Source organism: [Pantoea] beijingensis, assembly GCF_022647505.1.
GTDB classification, from domain to species: Bacteria; Pseudomonadota; Gammaproteobacteria; order Enterobacterales; family Enterobacteriaceae; genus Erwinia; species Erwinia beijingensis.
Window position 1 is genome coordinate 3,637,682 of record NZ_CP071409.1, and the last position, 14,234, is coordinate 3,651,915.

12 protein-coding genes and 2 pseudogenes are annotated in these 14,234 nt (G+C 48.5%); 5 read left to right on the forward strand and 9 right to left on the reverse strand.

Annotated elements, in window-relative coordinates:
* Window positions 1-399: 399 nt before the first annotated feature.
* Complete coding sequence (locus J1C60_RS16485; protein WP_242080465.1) at window positions 400-2,070, forward strand: S-type pyocin domain-containing protein; 1,671 nt, start codon at window positions 400-402, stop codon at window positions 2,068-2,070.
* Entirely contained in the window at window positions 2,070-2,537 is a 468-nt protein-coding gene (locus J1C60_RS16490) for a DUF6392 family protein (RefSeq protein ID WP_047358704.1), read from the forward strand. The genes J1C60_RS16485 and J1C60_RS16490 overlap by 1 nt, the downstream gene beginning before the upstream one ends.
* A 185-nt stretch (window positions 2,538-2,722) precedes the next feature.
* Here the strand turns inward: J1C60_RS16490 and J1C60_RS16495 are convergent.
* The 4 genes and pseudogenes from J1C60_RS16495 to J1C60_RS16510 form a co-directional block, all read right to left on the reverse strand.
* Window positions 2,723-3,891, reverse strand: a protein-coding gene (locus J1C60_RS16495; protein ID WP_128177241.1) for an IS3-like element IS911 family transposase whose coding sequence is annotated in 2 segments (ribosomal slippage) — window positions 2,723-3,642 and window positions 3,642-3,891 — 1,170 coding nt in all. Because the reading frame shifts where the segments join, the coding sequence is not laid out codon by codon here.
* A 70-nt stretch (window positions 3,892-3,961) separates the two neighbouring features.
* Window positions 3,962-4,283 (reverse strand): annotated as a pseudogene (locus J1C60_RS16500) (transposase); the annotation flags it as partial.
* Between the two features lie 283 nt (window positions 4,284-4,566).
* Complete coding sequence (locus tag J1C60_RS16505) at window positions 4,567-4,893, reverse strand: NIPSNAP family protein (RefSeq protein ID WP_128175593.1); 327 nt, start codon at window positions 4,891-4,893, stop codon at window positions 4,567-4,569.
* 72 nt (window positions 4,894-4,965) lie between these two features.
* Window positions 4,966-5,961 carry an aldo/keto reductase gene (locus J1C60_RS16510; protein ID WP_128175595.1) on the reverse strand — a complete coding sequence of 332 codons (996 nt, stop codon included), beginning with the start codon at window positions 5,959-5,961 and terminating at the stop codon, window positions 4,966-4,968.
* Window positions 5,962-6,779: 818 nt separating this feature from the next.
* On the opposite strand from J1C60_RS16510, the gene J1C60_RS16515 reads away from it, so the two are divergent.
* Entirely contained in the window at window positions 6,780-7,247 is a 468-nt protein-coding gene (locus J1C60_RS16515; protein WP_128175597.1) for a hypothetical protein, read from the forward strand.
* A 276-nt stretch (window positions 7,248-7,523) separates the two neighbouring features.
* Here the strand turns inward: J1C60_RS16515 and J1C60_RS16520 are convergent, their stop codons facing one another.
* The 4 genes from J1C60_RS16520 to J1C60_RS16535 form a co-directional block, all read right to left on the reverse strand.
* On the reverse strand, window positions 7,524-8,258 hold the full coding sequence (locus tag J1C60_RS16520) for an SDR family NAD(P)-dependent oxidoreductase (protein ID WP_128175599.1): 735 nt from the start codon (window positions 8,256-8,258) through the stop codon (window positions 7,524-7,526).
* A gap of 83 nt (window positions 8,259-8,341) precedes the next feature.
* Window positions 8,342-9,397, reverse strand: coding sequence for an aldo/keto reductase (locus tag J1C60_RS16525; RefSeq protein ID WP_128175601.1), 1,056 nt, complete (start codon window positions 9,395-9,397; stop codon window positions 8,342-8,344).
* Window positions 9,398-9,459: 62 nt separating this feature from the next.
* A complete protein-coding gene (locus J1C60_RS16530) occupies window positions 9,460-9,720 on the reverse strand; it encodes a DUF6506 family protein (RefSeq protein WP_128175603.1) in 261 nt (86 codons plus the stop codon).
* A gap of 25 nt (window positions 9,721-9,745) precedes the next feature.
* On the reverse strand, window positions 9,746-10,324 hold the full coding sequence (locus tag J1C60_RS16535; RefSeq protein ID WP_229655762.1) for a flavin reductase family protein: 579 nt from the start codon (window positions 10,322-10,324) through the stop codon (window positions 9,746-9,748).
* 718 nt (window positions 10,325-11,042) lie between these two features.
* Between J1C60_RS16535 and J1C60_RS16540 the strand changes: the two genes are divergently transcribed.
* Window positions 11,043-11,342, forward strand: coding sequence for a Gfo/Idh/MocA family oxidoreductase (locus J1C60_RS16540; protein WP_235859149.1), 300 nt, complete (start codon window positions 11,043-11,045; stop codon window positions 11,340-11,342).
* 231 nt (window positions 11,343-11,573) lie between these two features.
* Here J1C60_RS16540 and J1C60_RS16545 read toward each other — a convergent pair.
* Window positions 11,574-12,494 (reverse strand): annotated as a pseudogene (locus J1C60_RS16545) (IS5 family transposase).
* Between the two features lie 372 nt (window positions 12,495-12,866).
* Here J1C60_RS16545 and J1C60_RS16550 point away from each other — a divergent pair.
* Complete coding sequence (locus J1C60_RS16550) at window positions 12,867-14,108, forward strand: amidohydrolase (protein WP_128175604.1); 1,242 nt, start codon at window positions 12,867-12,869, stop codon at window positions 14,106-14,108.
* Window positions 14,109-14,234: the final 126 nt, after the last annotated feature.

The following is a 14,234-nucleotide window of genomic DNA, read 5'->3' on the forward strand; positions in this document are numbered from 1 at the left end:
AGAAACCAGCTTAACGGCTGGTTTTTTGCTTTCTGGGGTTCCGGTAGATTTCTGGTCGCGATGACCGCTGATGTCGCTGCTTTACCTCTTCCATCCAGCCTGAGCATTTCTTCTAAGTGGCAACCCCCCTCTGGTCGCGGTAGCCTTGTCTGTCAGACTTCAAATCCCCAATAGACACTATATTTCACATGAGTACCCGGCTGACGGATTCATTACTGCAAGGCCACATCCGGTCTTTGTCCGGTCGGAAGTCAAACGCGAACCACCAGCACTAACTCTACCTCCCAGCCCTCAACAACAATCCCTGTATCAAACCGAACATTTTTCACCCTGATTGATTTAGCTTTAGTCATGTGTTGGGTATTATGCCTACGATATCAGTATGATTCATGAGGGATTATGACCAGAGCACTGGTAAGGTTTGGAGACAAAACCACGAGCGGCGGTGAAGTGATTTCAGCTTCCTCGACGATTATTGAAGAACGGAATATTGCCCTGAATGGCGATATGGCATGGTGCCCGAAAGAAACCTGCAACGGGCCATTTCAGATCAATGGCACTGCGTATTACTTCTCTGAAAACAAACCCTGTGTAGCCACAGGCGATCGGGTACTTTGTAACTGCAAAAACAACCAAGTGCTGGGCAGTACGACAATTTGGGTGGAAGATAGTCCGAGCGATCCTTTTGAGGAGCATCGCAAGCGGGCAGCGGAATGGCCAATTAACAAAATAGCTGCCGCCGCCGTTATAGCCGCTATTCCGGTGTTCGCAAAGTCTGTCCTGCGTGGTACTGGTAATACCGATGCCGGGGAGTCAGAAGAACCACAAAGCAACATCGGCGAAATGAGTTTCTATCAGTCACAACCCACTCGGCCAGCCCCTGGGCCAGAACAACACGCACAGGCCGCAAAGAAAAAGAAAACTGCACCGCCACCAGAGCCACCGAAGAAATCACTCTTCGATAAAGTCACAGGCTTTTTCTTTGGTGAAGCTGAAGCGATGTCTCTTCCCCCGCCGCCAGTCATGGCTGGGACCACCGAAGCCGGGATGGCTGCCTCTGCCGGAGGAGCAACTGCTAAAGCCAGTCAGGACGCCGCTACAGCATTAACTCACTCCATGAAACGCCTCTCCGGCCCCGAAGTCTGGAACGGGCAGTTGGCGATGAATCTGCCGTTCGTTGTCATGGGTGCAATCATTCAGTCGAATCTCAAAGGCGAACAGAGCGACCTGCTGACGCCTCAGAACCTGCTGGAAGTGGCTCACAGCAAGGGTACCGTCCCTACCCGCGTCCGTTATAACTGGATCACCGATGACAACAGCGGGAAGCTGAAAGCAGTTGGCTATCACACTACTGCCGCCAGTGGCCGTGATCAGGTGCGAGTCAGAATGCTGGAGAAACAGACCGATGGCAGCTATGAATTCTGGGGCGACGAACGAAGCGATAAACCATTAATCACATGGACACCAGCAAACACGCCGGGGTCACAGAACGGCTGGAACACAGGGAATAACAACCCACAGGCAGGAACCGTCACGATACCGGGGCTTGAACACCCGGATATTCAGAATGTGACCATCACCACCACGCCACTGCCAGAGGAAAAGGACTTCCGGGATTACATTCTGGTGTTTCCGGGCAACGTCCATCCACCTATCTATATCTACCTTAGCAAGCCTCCAGTGGAACTGCTGGAGGTCGATTTATATAGCAACTTTACAGGTAGACCACGGAATGGTACTCATGCTGATCACATGCCATCAGCCGCAGCAGTACGAGCCTTCTTACGACGTGAGTACCCAGACGCAAAACCTGCCGAAATTGACCGTATGGCGAAAGACGTTGCTTCTATTATCATTCCTGCTGATATTCACCAAAAACTTAGTGCCACTTATGGCGGCAGAAATAGCCCTACGCAAATACAGCAAGACTCCAGAGATTTGCGAGCGGCTGTAGAACGCGACATTGAGACCATACGCCCTGAGCTTAAACAGCGTGGTGTAACAGATAGCCAAATCGATGAAGCAAAAGCTGAGATGCATCAATTAAATCAGGAACAGGGATTATACTAATGACCGTTAATGTCGAAGCATTGATTCGCTACTTAGGTAAGCCATATCAGGAAATTTTTGATGCCGGATTGATTCCCTACAAGACCAAGCCGACAGGCTACCCGGGAGATCCTGACCTCACATTAAGCATGATGAATGAAGGAATTTACTTAGCCTTTAAGCGAGAAGGTACAACGCTTTTTTCAATTGAGCTTTTTTTACAGAATGAGAAGAAAACGAACTATAAATTTCCTAATGAGCTGCCATCCCCACTACAACCTGAGATGGTGCGATCTTGGGTGCATTCACAATTCGGACCTCCTGACAGATTCTTGCCTCCCCGGAAACGGTTACGCCAAGAGATTGGCTACACAGATTTGTTCACCGTAACGGATTTTCATATTCCGATCAGTATGCAAGTCGATTACGACTTGCAGGAGCGAGTCAAAGAGGTGGCATTCATAGCAACATCTGAGCTCCGCTGGTAATTGTCATAGCGGCACCTTTTGGGTGCCGTTTCCAGCGCCCCTGGCCTCACCCAGAACAAGAAACGTTAAGTTCATCTCAGAAAGCTGAATCATGCATGACAGAATCATTAATCATGCCCTGACACCTCAACTGTCATCAACGGTATCGAGATGACACGGATTGCGCAAAATTAATTGTGAAGTGGTCAACAAAAACTGGCCACCGAGTTAGAGTTTTTCCAGTATCGATTTTCCGATTCGTTTGGGGGTAACCCTCCGTTATATTCGTGCGGTCTTAGTGCGCTGTAATATCCAACGATATAATCCGTTATGGCGTGAGCTGCCTCGCTGAAGCTTACGTAACCCACCACCGGCATCCATTCGTTCTTCAGACTCCTGAAGAAGCGTTCCATTGGGCTGTTATCCCAGCAGTTTCCGCGCCGGCTCATACTCTGCCTGCTCTGGTATCGCCACAATAACTGCCGGAACTGCCTGCTCGTATAATGACTGCCCTGATCGCTGTGGAACATCACCCCGCCGGGCTTACCACGGGTTTCCCATGCCATTTCCAGCGCTTTCATGGTGAGCCTGCTGTCCGGCGAGAACGACATGGCCCAGCCCACTGGTTTTCTTGCGAACAGGTCGAGAACAACGGCGAGGTACGCCCAGCGCTTACCCGTCCAGATATAGGTCACATCACCGCACCACACCTGATTTGGCTCGGTCACGGCGAACTGCCGTTCAAGGTAGTTAGGGATAGCAACATGTTCATGACCACCACGTTTATACCGGTGAGTCGGCTGCTGACAGCTGACCAGCCCCAGCTCTTTCATGAGCCTGCCAGCAAGCCAGCGTCCCATCTGGTAGCCTCTCCGGGTTGTCATTGTGGCGATGCTTCTTGCTCCGGCCGAACCGTGGCTGATGCCATGTAGCTCAAGTACCTGACTGCGTAATACAGCCCGTCTGCCGTCTGGTTTTTCAGGACGGTTTTTCCAGTATCTGTAGCTGCTGCGATGAACCCCGAACACATGGCAGAGTGTGACCACAGGATAATGCGCTCTGAGTTTCCCGATTATCGAGAACTGTTCAGGGAGTCTGACATCAAGAGCGCGGTAGCCTTTTTTAATATTTCATTCTCCATTTCAATGCGTTGTAGCTTTTTCCTCAGCTCACGTATTTCGATTTGTTCTGGTGTTATCGGAGAGGCTTTTGGTGTTTTGCCCTGACGCTCATCACGCAGTTGTTTGACCCATCTTGTCATTGTGGAAAGGCCAACATCCATAGCTTTGGCGGCATCTGCCACCGTGTAGTTCTGGTCAACAACCAGTTGAGCGGATTCGCGTTTAAACTCTGCGCTGAAATTTCTTTTTTTCATTGGAGCACCTGTGTTGTTCTGAGGTGAGCATATCACCTCTGTTCAGGTGGCCAAATTCAGTGTGCCACTTCACACCCCATACAGAGCGGTGCTCATTGATAAAGCGGTACCTAAGTAAGGCCCCCTTGCAAAGTACCGCGCGGCCTTTTTCAGAATATCCCGTTCCTCTTCAGTGCGCTTCAGCTGTGCCCTGAGCTTCAGGATCTCACTTTTCGCTTCCAGTAAATCACGGGCATCCTGCTGATTATCGGATTTGATAGCCCATAACCACTTATAGAGACAGTGTGCTGGAACGCCCAGCTGGTCAGAAATCTCAGCGACGGAATAACCGCCTTCCGTTATCTGACGGACGGCTTCTTCTTTAAATTAGGTGTAAATCGGGGTGTATACATACGCTCCTCCTGTGGTCAAACTATAGGACAGGATCGTCGGGTAGGAAATGATAGAGCAGGTCGTCTACCGAACGGGGTCAGTCCACTGGGCTAAGCTGGAACAAAAAGTCAACCCTGGTTTGAAGCGAAGACTTAAAGAAGCGGGCCAGACATCAATCCTATCGGGCAAAAGCAGAATAGCCGCGCGTTATATTACCGGGCGGCTATTCCGTAAATTCAAGCGTCAATCGCGATAATGTTCACGATACGCGCGTAATGTGAACGTGCGGGAGTGTCAGTCAAACTATGAAATGTTGAAAGCGTCCGGGCTCAGCACGCGTCGACCTACCGATACAACCAGGGGACCATCTACTTCTGATTCGTCACGCACAGTGTGCCATTCTGGATCCGCATAAAAAGCCTGCCACTTTGTGGCCAGATCCTGCTCTGAATCGAATTTCAGCACATAAACCAGCTCATTAACCGTATCCCGGCCGAATGTCGTGAGGGATAAGAAAACAACTTCCATACCGTGCTTCTTGAAAAGACGCAGGGATTCCTCGTTAAAACGCTTTACCATCGCCGCCATTCGACCGGGCACTGCAGTATATTCTCTTAATTCATAGATCATTATATTTCTCCTTCTGAGCCGATCTTCATCGACAAGGGGTGGCGCTACGACAAACCGCAGCGCCGCTCACAACTATAAATTGACCATCGACAACTCATTATCCTGGTAACGCTGGCCTTCTATTTGGTTTTCAGCGATCACCTTCTCGATCGCGGCCAGCTCGGCGTCACTCAATTCGAGAGAAACCGCACCGATGTTCTCCTCAAGACGCGACAGCTTCCTTGTTCCAGGAATTGGTACGATCCAGGGTTTGCGGGCGAGCAACCAGGCGAGCGCAAGCTGACCAGGCGTCGCACCTTTTGGCGTAGCGATCGCTTTCAGTTGCTCTATCAGTGCAGCGTTTTTTTGTAACGCTTCAGCCGTAAACCGCGGATTTCCTGCCCTGTAATCGTCGGCTGCAAATTTCGCATCAGAGCTGAATGCTCCGGTGAGAAAACCTCGACCGAGCGGACTATAAGGTACAAATCCGATGCCAAGTTCCTCAAGTGTGGGTAATACCTCCACTTCTGGCTCACGTGACCATAAAGAGTATTCACTCTGAACGACCGCGACTGGCTGCACAGCATGTGCGCGGCGGATGGTTGCTGCACTGGCTTCCGACAGACCGAAATGACCAACTTTACCCGCCTTGATAAGGTCCGCAACGGCACCGGCAACGTCCTCGATCGGTACAGAAGGATCAACCCGGTGCTGATAGAAGAGATCGATGTGATCGGTACGCAGACGCTTCAGCGATGCGTCCGCGACTTGCTTAATGTGCTCAGGACGGCTATTCAGGCCGATTGGCCATGCACCGCCATTAGGATCCAGCTCCCAGCCGAATTTCGTCGCGATAACAACCTTGTTCCGTACGGGTTCCAAGGCTTCACCAAGCAGTTCCTCATTGATCAGCGGGCCGTAAACTTCCGCAGTGTCAAAGAACGTTACGCCAAGATCAACAGCATCGCGGAGCAGTTTTATCATTTCGCCACGGTCACCAGGCGCACCATAGGCCCAGCTCATGCCCATACAACCTAGCCCCAAGGCGGAAACCTCAAGACCTGAATTACCAAGAATACGCTTCTTCATAGGGAAACTCCGATCGGTTAATAGTTAAAAACAGCTTGAAACGAACAGCTCCAGAACGGTGGCTGCCAAAAGAACGGTTGGCCTCATCGCCGTAGAACGGGTCGCTAGCGGTGTTGGCGACCATGACATCGTCGCCGGATTTTCCAGGCAAGGGTAAACTTTCATCACCGCAAGTTGCGCAGGGGTACTCAAAACAAGGATAGCATGTACATCTTACCCTGCCCCCTACATATAGTACGGCTTGCTAAAGTCACTCATGACATAGCCCATCCTGTTAAGTTCTTCCCTGAAGAACCCCGCATGTAACTGGAATACGTTAATAACTAAGGTGTGCTTCATCAGCATTATCGATAGGGATACTCGTCAAACCAAAGCGTGTACCAGAGGCGTATCACCCTGAGTCATTAGGTACGCGAACACAAAGATGTCCAACTCCAGCACATACATCTATTATCATGCAAAGCAATCCACTTTAACTGTCTATTCTTCCAAAATTAGTGCATAAAAATCCGAATTTTCCCACGCGATTGCTCACGGAAAGCGGTGCGGGCTATAGCGTTAAAAGGGGTAGTCCGCAGAGATATAATCTGAAAACTCAATGAGCACGAAAAAACAAGATAGTTGTTTTTTCAAATAGCATGATGTTTCCGCACCTTAATTATTATTTAATATTGATATAGTTGCAACTTTGGCTGTAGGAAAATAAATCATATCACCTGGAGAAACGGAGATTATTATACTCCACCAGGGAAATACCCTGTCGAATTTAAAATGATTTTTATGGATACAAATAGATTTACTAACAGGAGGTTAAAAAAATGGAGCATAGCACAATATCGATTCCGAATGTTGTTGAAGAAAGTTTTAATGCTGATGTCACTGAGCTATTTAATTTAGTAACAACGATTTCAAACTGGGTGGAATTGCATCCATTAACCAGCGCTATGTATGGTCCCGATATAAAAAAGAGTCTTACTCATGGTGATGTAGCAATAGAGCAGATCAGCTACCCAGGCAGTTCACATGCGATAAATGTCGTCTGGTTGGTTACTGGGTATGAAAAAAACAAACTATGGGAATGTAAATCACTATATTTCGGCGGCAGAGATGAGAATATGACGATCCGTTATGATTTTTTAGCACAGGGCGATCATACAATATTTACCAGAACCTCAATGGCATTGTTTGAAAAAGACAAGGTATCGCAAAAAACACTAGACTCCGCGAAAGACAAGAGTTTCCATATGATTTACTTTGATAATGTAAGAAAGAAACTGCTGGCGTAAACTATTTATAGAGTCACCGAAAATTAGTAGAATCATATTCGATAGCAGTCCTCATTGACGCCTTGTATAAAATTATCCCGGAGTCAACGTCGACTCCGGAATTATATGAACCTACAGACCCCACAGATTACGTTATCTTCTTTCTCCCGAATATTATCCGGTTACAGATAGAAATATAAACTGAAGATTCAGTCCATTACCCGCTGATTTATTCCTCGGCATTACCGAAAATTAGTTAGCAGAATATATGAAGGCTCTGGCCGGACATGATGTCGCTTATAATGTATAGCCGCCATCTGCCAGTAAATCAGCACCGGTAACAAAAGCACTGTCATCGGAGATCAGATAGAGCACTAATGATGCGATATCTTCTGGTCGACCTAAACGGTTAAGGACCGAGTCTTTCGCTGCCTGCTGATTCATCTCATCCGAATTGGCTGACAAGATATTGGTATCAACGAATCCTGGCAGAACTGCATTGACACGGATACCATATTTACCGAGTTCTGCAGCTGCAGTTTTCGTCAAGCCACGTATCGCCCACTTGGTACCATTATAAGCAATACAACCACGGAAGCCGCGGATACCACAAATTGATGAAGTGTTAACGATCGAGCCGCCACCACTCTTTTTCATTTCAGCGGCGGCATACTGCATTCCAAAGAAAGTGCCTTTCTGGTTGATAGCAACCTGGGTGTCAAAGTTTTCTTCGGTCGTGTCTTCCAGCGCACCGGGTCTGTAGATACCAGCATTGTTGACCAGTCCGTCCAGACGGCCAAAGCGCTCAATCGTCGTGGCGATCACTCGCTGCCAATCTGCTGCAGAGGAAACGTCGTGGCGGATAAAAACCGCTTGCTCGCCGAATGCTTCCGCTGCTGCGGTGCCATTTGCTTCATCGAGATCGGTGAAGACGACGTTTGCACCTGACCGAGCAAGTAACTCAGCCTCAGCACGACCGATTCCGTTAGCTGCTCCGGTGACAATAATGGTCTTTCCGTTTAAAGATGCCATGTTTCAGATTTCCTCGTTGTGGCGGGATCCGAACCGTTAATGGCCCGGACCCTGTTAAAAGCGTAATGAGAGAATAAAAAGTATCAGGATGCGCTTGCAGATGACCACAAATCGACTGGTCCCAGGCGATCTGCACCTTGTGTATCCAACATCCAACCTGGATATTCCGGCGGCAGCGCGCTCACTGCATCAAGCTGACGCAGCTCATCTTCTGTCAACGTCAAATCGATGGCTGCGAGGTTATCCTCTAGCTGATCAACGCGTTTCGCGCCCATGATCACCGAGGTAACAACAGGTCTGGACAGCAGCCACGCCAGCGCAACGCGTGCAGGGCTGCAACCATGCGCCTGTGCAATCGGTACCAGAACATCAATAATATTCCAGGCTCTTTCCCGGTTTACGATTGGGAAGTCAAACTCAGAACGACGCGAATCTTCTGGTTTCTGGTTATTGCGGTTAAATTTGCCGGAGAGCAGACCACCCGCAAGAGGACTCCAGACCAGCAGCCCCATTTTCTCCGCCTCGAGCAACGGCCCAAGTTCACGTTCCAAATCGCGACCGGCGACCGAATAGTAAGCCTGCAAGGTTTCAAAGCGTGCCAGGTTCTTGTGTTCCGAGATACCCAGGGAACGTGCAATTTTCCAGGCTTGCCAATTCGATACCCCAATGTAGCGAACTTTACCTTGAGTCACTAAATCGTCGAGTGCACGCAGTGTCTCGTCAATCGGTGTAATAATATCATTCGCGTGGATCTGATACAGGTCGATATGATCGGTCTGAAGGCGTTTCAGGCTGGCTTCGACGGCATCCATAATATGGCCACGAGATGCGCCAACATCATTGCGCCCTTGCCCCATACGGCTATAGGCTTTAGTTGCAAGCACAACTTCGCTACGCGCAAGGCCCAGATTTTTGAAGGATTGCCCCAGTGCCTGCTCGCTTGCACCATCAGAATAGACATCCGCGGTATCGAAGAAATTAACGCCAGCATCAAACGCCGCTTTAACCAGATCGTCAGCCTCTTTCTGTCCGGCTGCACCAATATGTTTGTAGACACCACTACCATCGCCAAAGGTCATCGTGCCCAGGCACAAACGGGAAACGAGCAAACCGGTGTTACCCAGAGTCTTGTATTTCATGTTGTATCTCCAATCGAATCGTGTTGATGGAAAGACTACTTACTAGTTACAGGGCAAGGACATTAAGGATAAGCCACTCGCCCAATATCGATATCAGGGAAATGCTGGCGCAATTTTGTAGCTTCCTGCGGCGTAAAACCGCCACAAAGTTCGATGACCTGGATGCCTGCATCAGCGAGTGCTTCGGCGGCGGTCAGCGCCTCGGCGAAGTCATTTACGCCAATGAATTTGGCATCAAATTCAGGCGATTCCATATGTGCCGCATGCGTGGCGCTTTGGTAACCAGGCGCTTTGATGATAAATGCGTATTTGATCTGGGCCATGTCTTGAACTCCAAAAATGATGTCGTCAAAGATCGACCTGGAACTGCTTCCACTGGGTCATTCGATGTCGCAAGTCGAGGCGTTCGCCATCCGCTGTGAAAGTCCCATCACCGTGGTGATGCAGGTAGCGGCGCTCTTTTCGGGCGTCGTTAGACCATACTGCGACAGCTTCGAGAATAAAAAGATGATACCGGTCAACCAGCGAATCATCATGTACAACGCACTCAATATTGTAGAGACAATCGCTTAAGAGTGGAGCGCGAACCTTTGCCGGCGATGCCGTGCTCAGCCCAAAATGCTCGAACTTATCAACTTCAGCACCGCTACAATTACCTATATCGACAACGGTTTGCGCGAGGTCAGTTCCCGGCACAGCGAGAACACATTGGCCGGTCTCGTGCAACGCGGTAAAACTATGGTCCCAGGGACCAATAACGCAACCAATAAGCGGAGGTGCGTGCTGTATCATCATATGAAATCCCATGGTCATGATGTTTGGACGCACACCATCGTGCGTGCTGACCATGAGGATCGGACCGGATTCAAGTATTCGGTAAGCTTTGGACGCATCAATCCGACGCATCGCGGTTTTTGGCTCAGACATGTTTTCAACTCCATCTTCAGCGAAGCAACCCTGCTCGATATTCGCTGTTCTGAATTCGCGGCGTTGGTGCTTCATTCTTCCTGAGTCACACTGCCTATCGTTTCATGACGTTCTCAACAAGGAAAGGGTCATAAAACTGAAATGCACGAGTAATGACGGCGTTTTCCATAGTAAATCTGAATTTATTACGATTACTGTGACCGGGTGCATGCCTGCATGCCCGGAAGCGTCTGGCTAAGAATTATCGTTGTCGATTGGATAAAAAGCCGCGCCATCTTTAACAGCCACTGACAGTATCAACTAAAACGGCTGAGTCAGGCTGTTCATTCCTACGATATTAGTGCATAAAAATACGAGTTTGCTCTGGAAGCGATTTAATTCCTGCATAAACAAGTTATTACATTTTGGACAGACATCAATAAAATATGATCGGGCGAGGCTCTATCATTTTTATGACAGCAGGCATTTTTTGCACTCATCCTTCTACAGAAAAATTAATTCATTGATAATAAACAATATAATCTCTTATCTCTCGATTATGAAATTACGATGAACAATCGCTAACTCTGATTATCATCACACATGATGAATTTATCACTTCGGTGCTATGGGTATGACAAAAGTTGACATGACTAATTGTTACCGATAACAAAGAGGCTACTTAGTTCAAAACCTGTTGTTTTTTAAACAGAATATAATCGATAACTAAAAATGTATTATGATGCTGAAAACAGCGAATATGGGTTGTGGAAAAGTTGGCCACTTCCACGCAAAAGCCTACCAGAAACTGGATAACGCCTTATTTTGCGCCGTATCAGACAGGAATCTTTCACCTGCGCAAGAGTTTGCTAAACAATATGGAGTGAAGGCATACGATAATATTTCCGAAATAATAAAAAATGAGGGGATTAATGTCGCCGGTTTTGTCCCCCTCACCCTGTACATGAAAAAGTCACCGTTGAAGCCGCCAACGCAGGTTGCCACATTCTGGACGGGAAACCTTTCGCAAGCACGTTGAAAGACGGCTATGCGATTCTTACAGCGGCTTCAAAAATAATATAAACGTGGGCACCGTATGCTGAAGGCGTTTCTGTAATCCATGCTTAAGCATCAACCAGGCGATTGATGATGATAAACTCGGATGTCCGGCTGGCGGGATAAGGTTCATTACGAAAGCGATCCATGGCGTGGCACGGCTTTGTTGAATAAATCAGATTTTTTTCAAGCGCCCCTACAAAAGGACTGGCGCTCAGGTAATACGCACACTTTCTGGCATGCCTGCCTTCGTCATTTTATTCAGCGCACACACCATGGCCAGAGCTTCTGCAACCTGACCATCGTAGTCCCGCAGCGTCACTGAACCACCGAACAGCAGCTTCATTCTGTACATCGTCGTTTCCGCTGTTGAGCGTCGGTTATACTCTGTTGTCCATTTCCACCTGGCATTGCTCCCGCTCAGTCGCTGATCCGCAACAGCCCGGTGCAGTCTGCATACTCACCCGACCGGTAACCCGCGCCTTTTCGGGGAGGGAGGAGTGCGCTGATTTTCCTGCGGCGCAGTTCATCGTGACATTACCGGGTATCGTAAACGCCGTCGGCTACGACTGACCTGATTTTTCGATGGGTCTGACGGATGAGCCCGGGAAAGGCTTCTGAGTCCGTAACATTGTTCAGCGACAGATCAGCACAGATGATTTCATGCGTTTTCGCATCAACAGCAAGGTGCAGCTTTCGCCAGATACGGCGTTTCTCTGCCCCGCGCTTTTTTACCTTCCATTCCCCCTCACCGAAGACGTTCAGTCCGGTTGAATCGAGAACCAGATGGGCGACTTCCCCCGGGTGGGTGTTTTAAAACAGACGTTAACTGACTTCGCCCGCTTACTGATGCAGGTGTAGTCCGGACAGCGAAGCGGGCTCTTCATCAGGGCGAAAATGGAATCAATAAATCCCTGAGCAGCCCCAGGGTGAGCCGGAATATCCGTTTAATCATCAGCACGGTGGGGGTGGCAAGGTCAGAATAGTGTTGATGTCATCCCCGTGATGACGGTGTTGCGGCTTCGTACCATGCCTTAATCGCTTCATCGTCCAGCCAGAAGGTGATGGAGCTCCGGTTGATAAGGGCTTTATTGTAAGTGCTCCGGTTGGCGATTCTGAACGTCTGCTTTGCCACGGGATTGCCCGTATTGTCAGGATAATGCGTGATCTGATCCTGCCATTCCGCAAAAGTTTGATTTATTCAACAACGCCCATTTCATCATCAAAACCTTGCGAAAATATTTATTAAGCGTGGCCGAAAAAGCACAAAAAAACCAGATAAGACAAATTGTTTTACCTATTAATATAAGCGTAATCGGCATGTTATTTATCCATAGGGAAATAGATTAATAAATTTTATTAACAGGTAAAACTATAAAACAGTGCCCACCAATAACTATTATTAGTTATTGTTTTGCGGTTCTGACTTAAAAATAAATCCAGCGGACGTCTCTTTGAATAAAGACAACGATTTCTTTATTCATATCATGAGTACCAGGAGAAATTTATGAGACAGCGTTTACAACCTTTACAAAATACGATTCAGTCGCTTCTTCCTGCCTTAACCGATATTTATAAAGACCTGCATCAAAATCCAGAGCTCTCAATGCAGGAGTACCGTACTGCAGGCATTGTGGCAGAAAAACTTGCGGCATTAGGCTATGAGGTACATAAGGAGTTGGGTGTTACCGGCGTCGTCGGTATTCTGAAAAATGGTCCGGGCAAAACAGTCATGCTTAGAGCAGATATGGATGCCCTTCCCATAGAAGAAAAGACTAATTTACCCTATGCCAGCAAAGTTACAGGAAAGACGTTAGACGGTGAAATGACCCCAGTTGCACACATGTGCGGGCACGATTTGCATGTTACCTGGTTACTGGGTGCTGCCGAGGTAATGGCGAAACATCGGAATAGCTGGACAGGTACACTGATGCTGGTATTTCAACCGGGCGAAGAGTGCGGTATCGGCGCACTGTCAATGCTTAAGGACATGCAAGATACCTTTCCCAAACCGGATATTATTCTCGGCCAGCATGTTATGCCTGGCGCACCGGGCACTGTAGGTTACCGTACCGGCGTAATACTTTCTGCGGGTGATAGCCTGAGTATAACGTTTAAGGGAAAAGGGGCGCACGGCGCGATGCCGCATTTGGCTAAAGACCCGGTAATGATGGCAGCTTACACGGCAGTGCGTTTGCAGAGTATCGTATCGAGGGAAATCGCACCGCTCGACAGTGCAGTATTAACGATTGGCTGCATTAATGCCGGAACGAAAGAAAATATTATACCTGATGAAGCGGTCATAAAATTGAATATGCGCAGTTACAGCGACAATGTCAGAGAAAAGATGCTCTCATCGGTAAAAAAAATATGCACATGTGAAAGCCATGCATCTGGAGCAGCCGATCCCAATATCAGCGTGATTAGCAGTTATCCGGTAACGGATAATGACGCCGCCGCAATGGACGTTATTCGCGAAGGATTCATCGACTATTTTGGTGACAAAGCTTATGAAACACCTCCGGCAGTAGCCAGCGAGGATTTCAGTCAATTTGGCAGGAAATGGCAAGTGCCCTACGTTTTCTGGCTCGTCGGCGGCACCGATGGGGCGATCTGGGATAATGCGGTCAAAACCGATAGCGTCAACAGCATTCCTGCCAACCACTCCTCACTTTTTACCGTCTCTCTCGACCCGGCCCTTAGAACCGGAATGGAAGCCATGTTAGTGGGCGCTCTTTGCTGGCTGTAAAACCAAATAATTCAGGCTACAGGAAATCTCCCAATCACCATAAACCGGGATAAAAGACGTCGCCAGCAGACCTGTAGCCTGACAAATGCCGGGCATATTGCCACGGACATGACGAGAGACTTTCAC

Excerpts from the sequence above, each read along its gene's own strand:
- J1C60_RS16485 (WP_242080465.1), top strand. The coding sequence starts at position 400 with ATGACCAGAGCACTGGTAAGGTTTGGAGACAAAACCACGAGCGGCGGT.
- J1C60_RS16490 (WP_047358704.1), top strand. The coding sequence starts at position 2,070 with ATGACCGTTAATGTCGAAGCATTGATTCGCTACTTAGGTAAGCCATAT.
- J1C60_RS16505 (WP_128175593.1), bottom strand. The coding sequence starts at position 4,893 with ATGATCTATGAATTAAGAGAATATACTGCAGTGCCCGGTCGAATGGCG.
- J1C60_RS16510 (WP_128175595.1), bottom strand. The coding sequence starts at position 5,961 with ATGAAGAAGCGTATTCTTGGTAATTCAGGTCTTGAGGTTTCCGCCTTG.
- J1C60_RS16515 (WP_128175597.1), top strand. The coding sequence starts at position 6,780 with ATGGAGCATAGCACAATATCGATTCCGAATGTTGTTGAAGAAAGTTTT.
- J1C60_RS16520 (WP_128175599.1), bottom strand. The coding sequence starts at position 8,258 with ATGGCATCTTTAAACGGAAAGACCATTATTGTCACCGGAGCAGCTAAC.
- J1C60_RS16525 (WP_128175601.1), bottom strand. The coding sequence starts at position 9,397 with ATGAAATACAAGACTCTGGGTAACACCGGTTTGCTCGTTTCCCGTTTG.
- J1C60_RS16530 (WP_128175603.1), bottom strand. The coding sequence starts at position 9,720 with ATGGCCCAGATCAAATACGCATTTATCATCAAAGCGCCTGGTTACCAA.
- J1C60_RS16535 (WP_229655762.1), bottom strand. The coding sequence starts at position 10,324 with ATGTCTGAGCCAAAAACCGCGATGCGTCGGATTGATGCGTCCAAAGCT.
- J1C60_RS16540 (WP_235859149.1), top strand. The coding sequence starts at position 11,043 with ATGATGCTGAAAACAGCGAATATGGGTTGTGGAAAAGTTGGCCACTTC.
- J1C60_RS16550 (WP_128175604.1), top strand. The coding sequence starts at position 12,867 with ATGAGACAGCGTTTACAACCTTTACAAAATACGATTCAGTCGCTTCTT.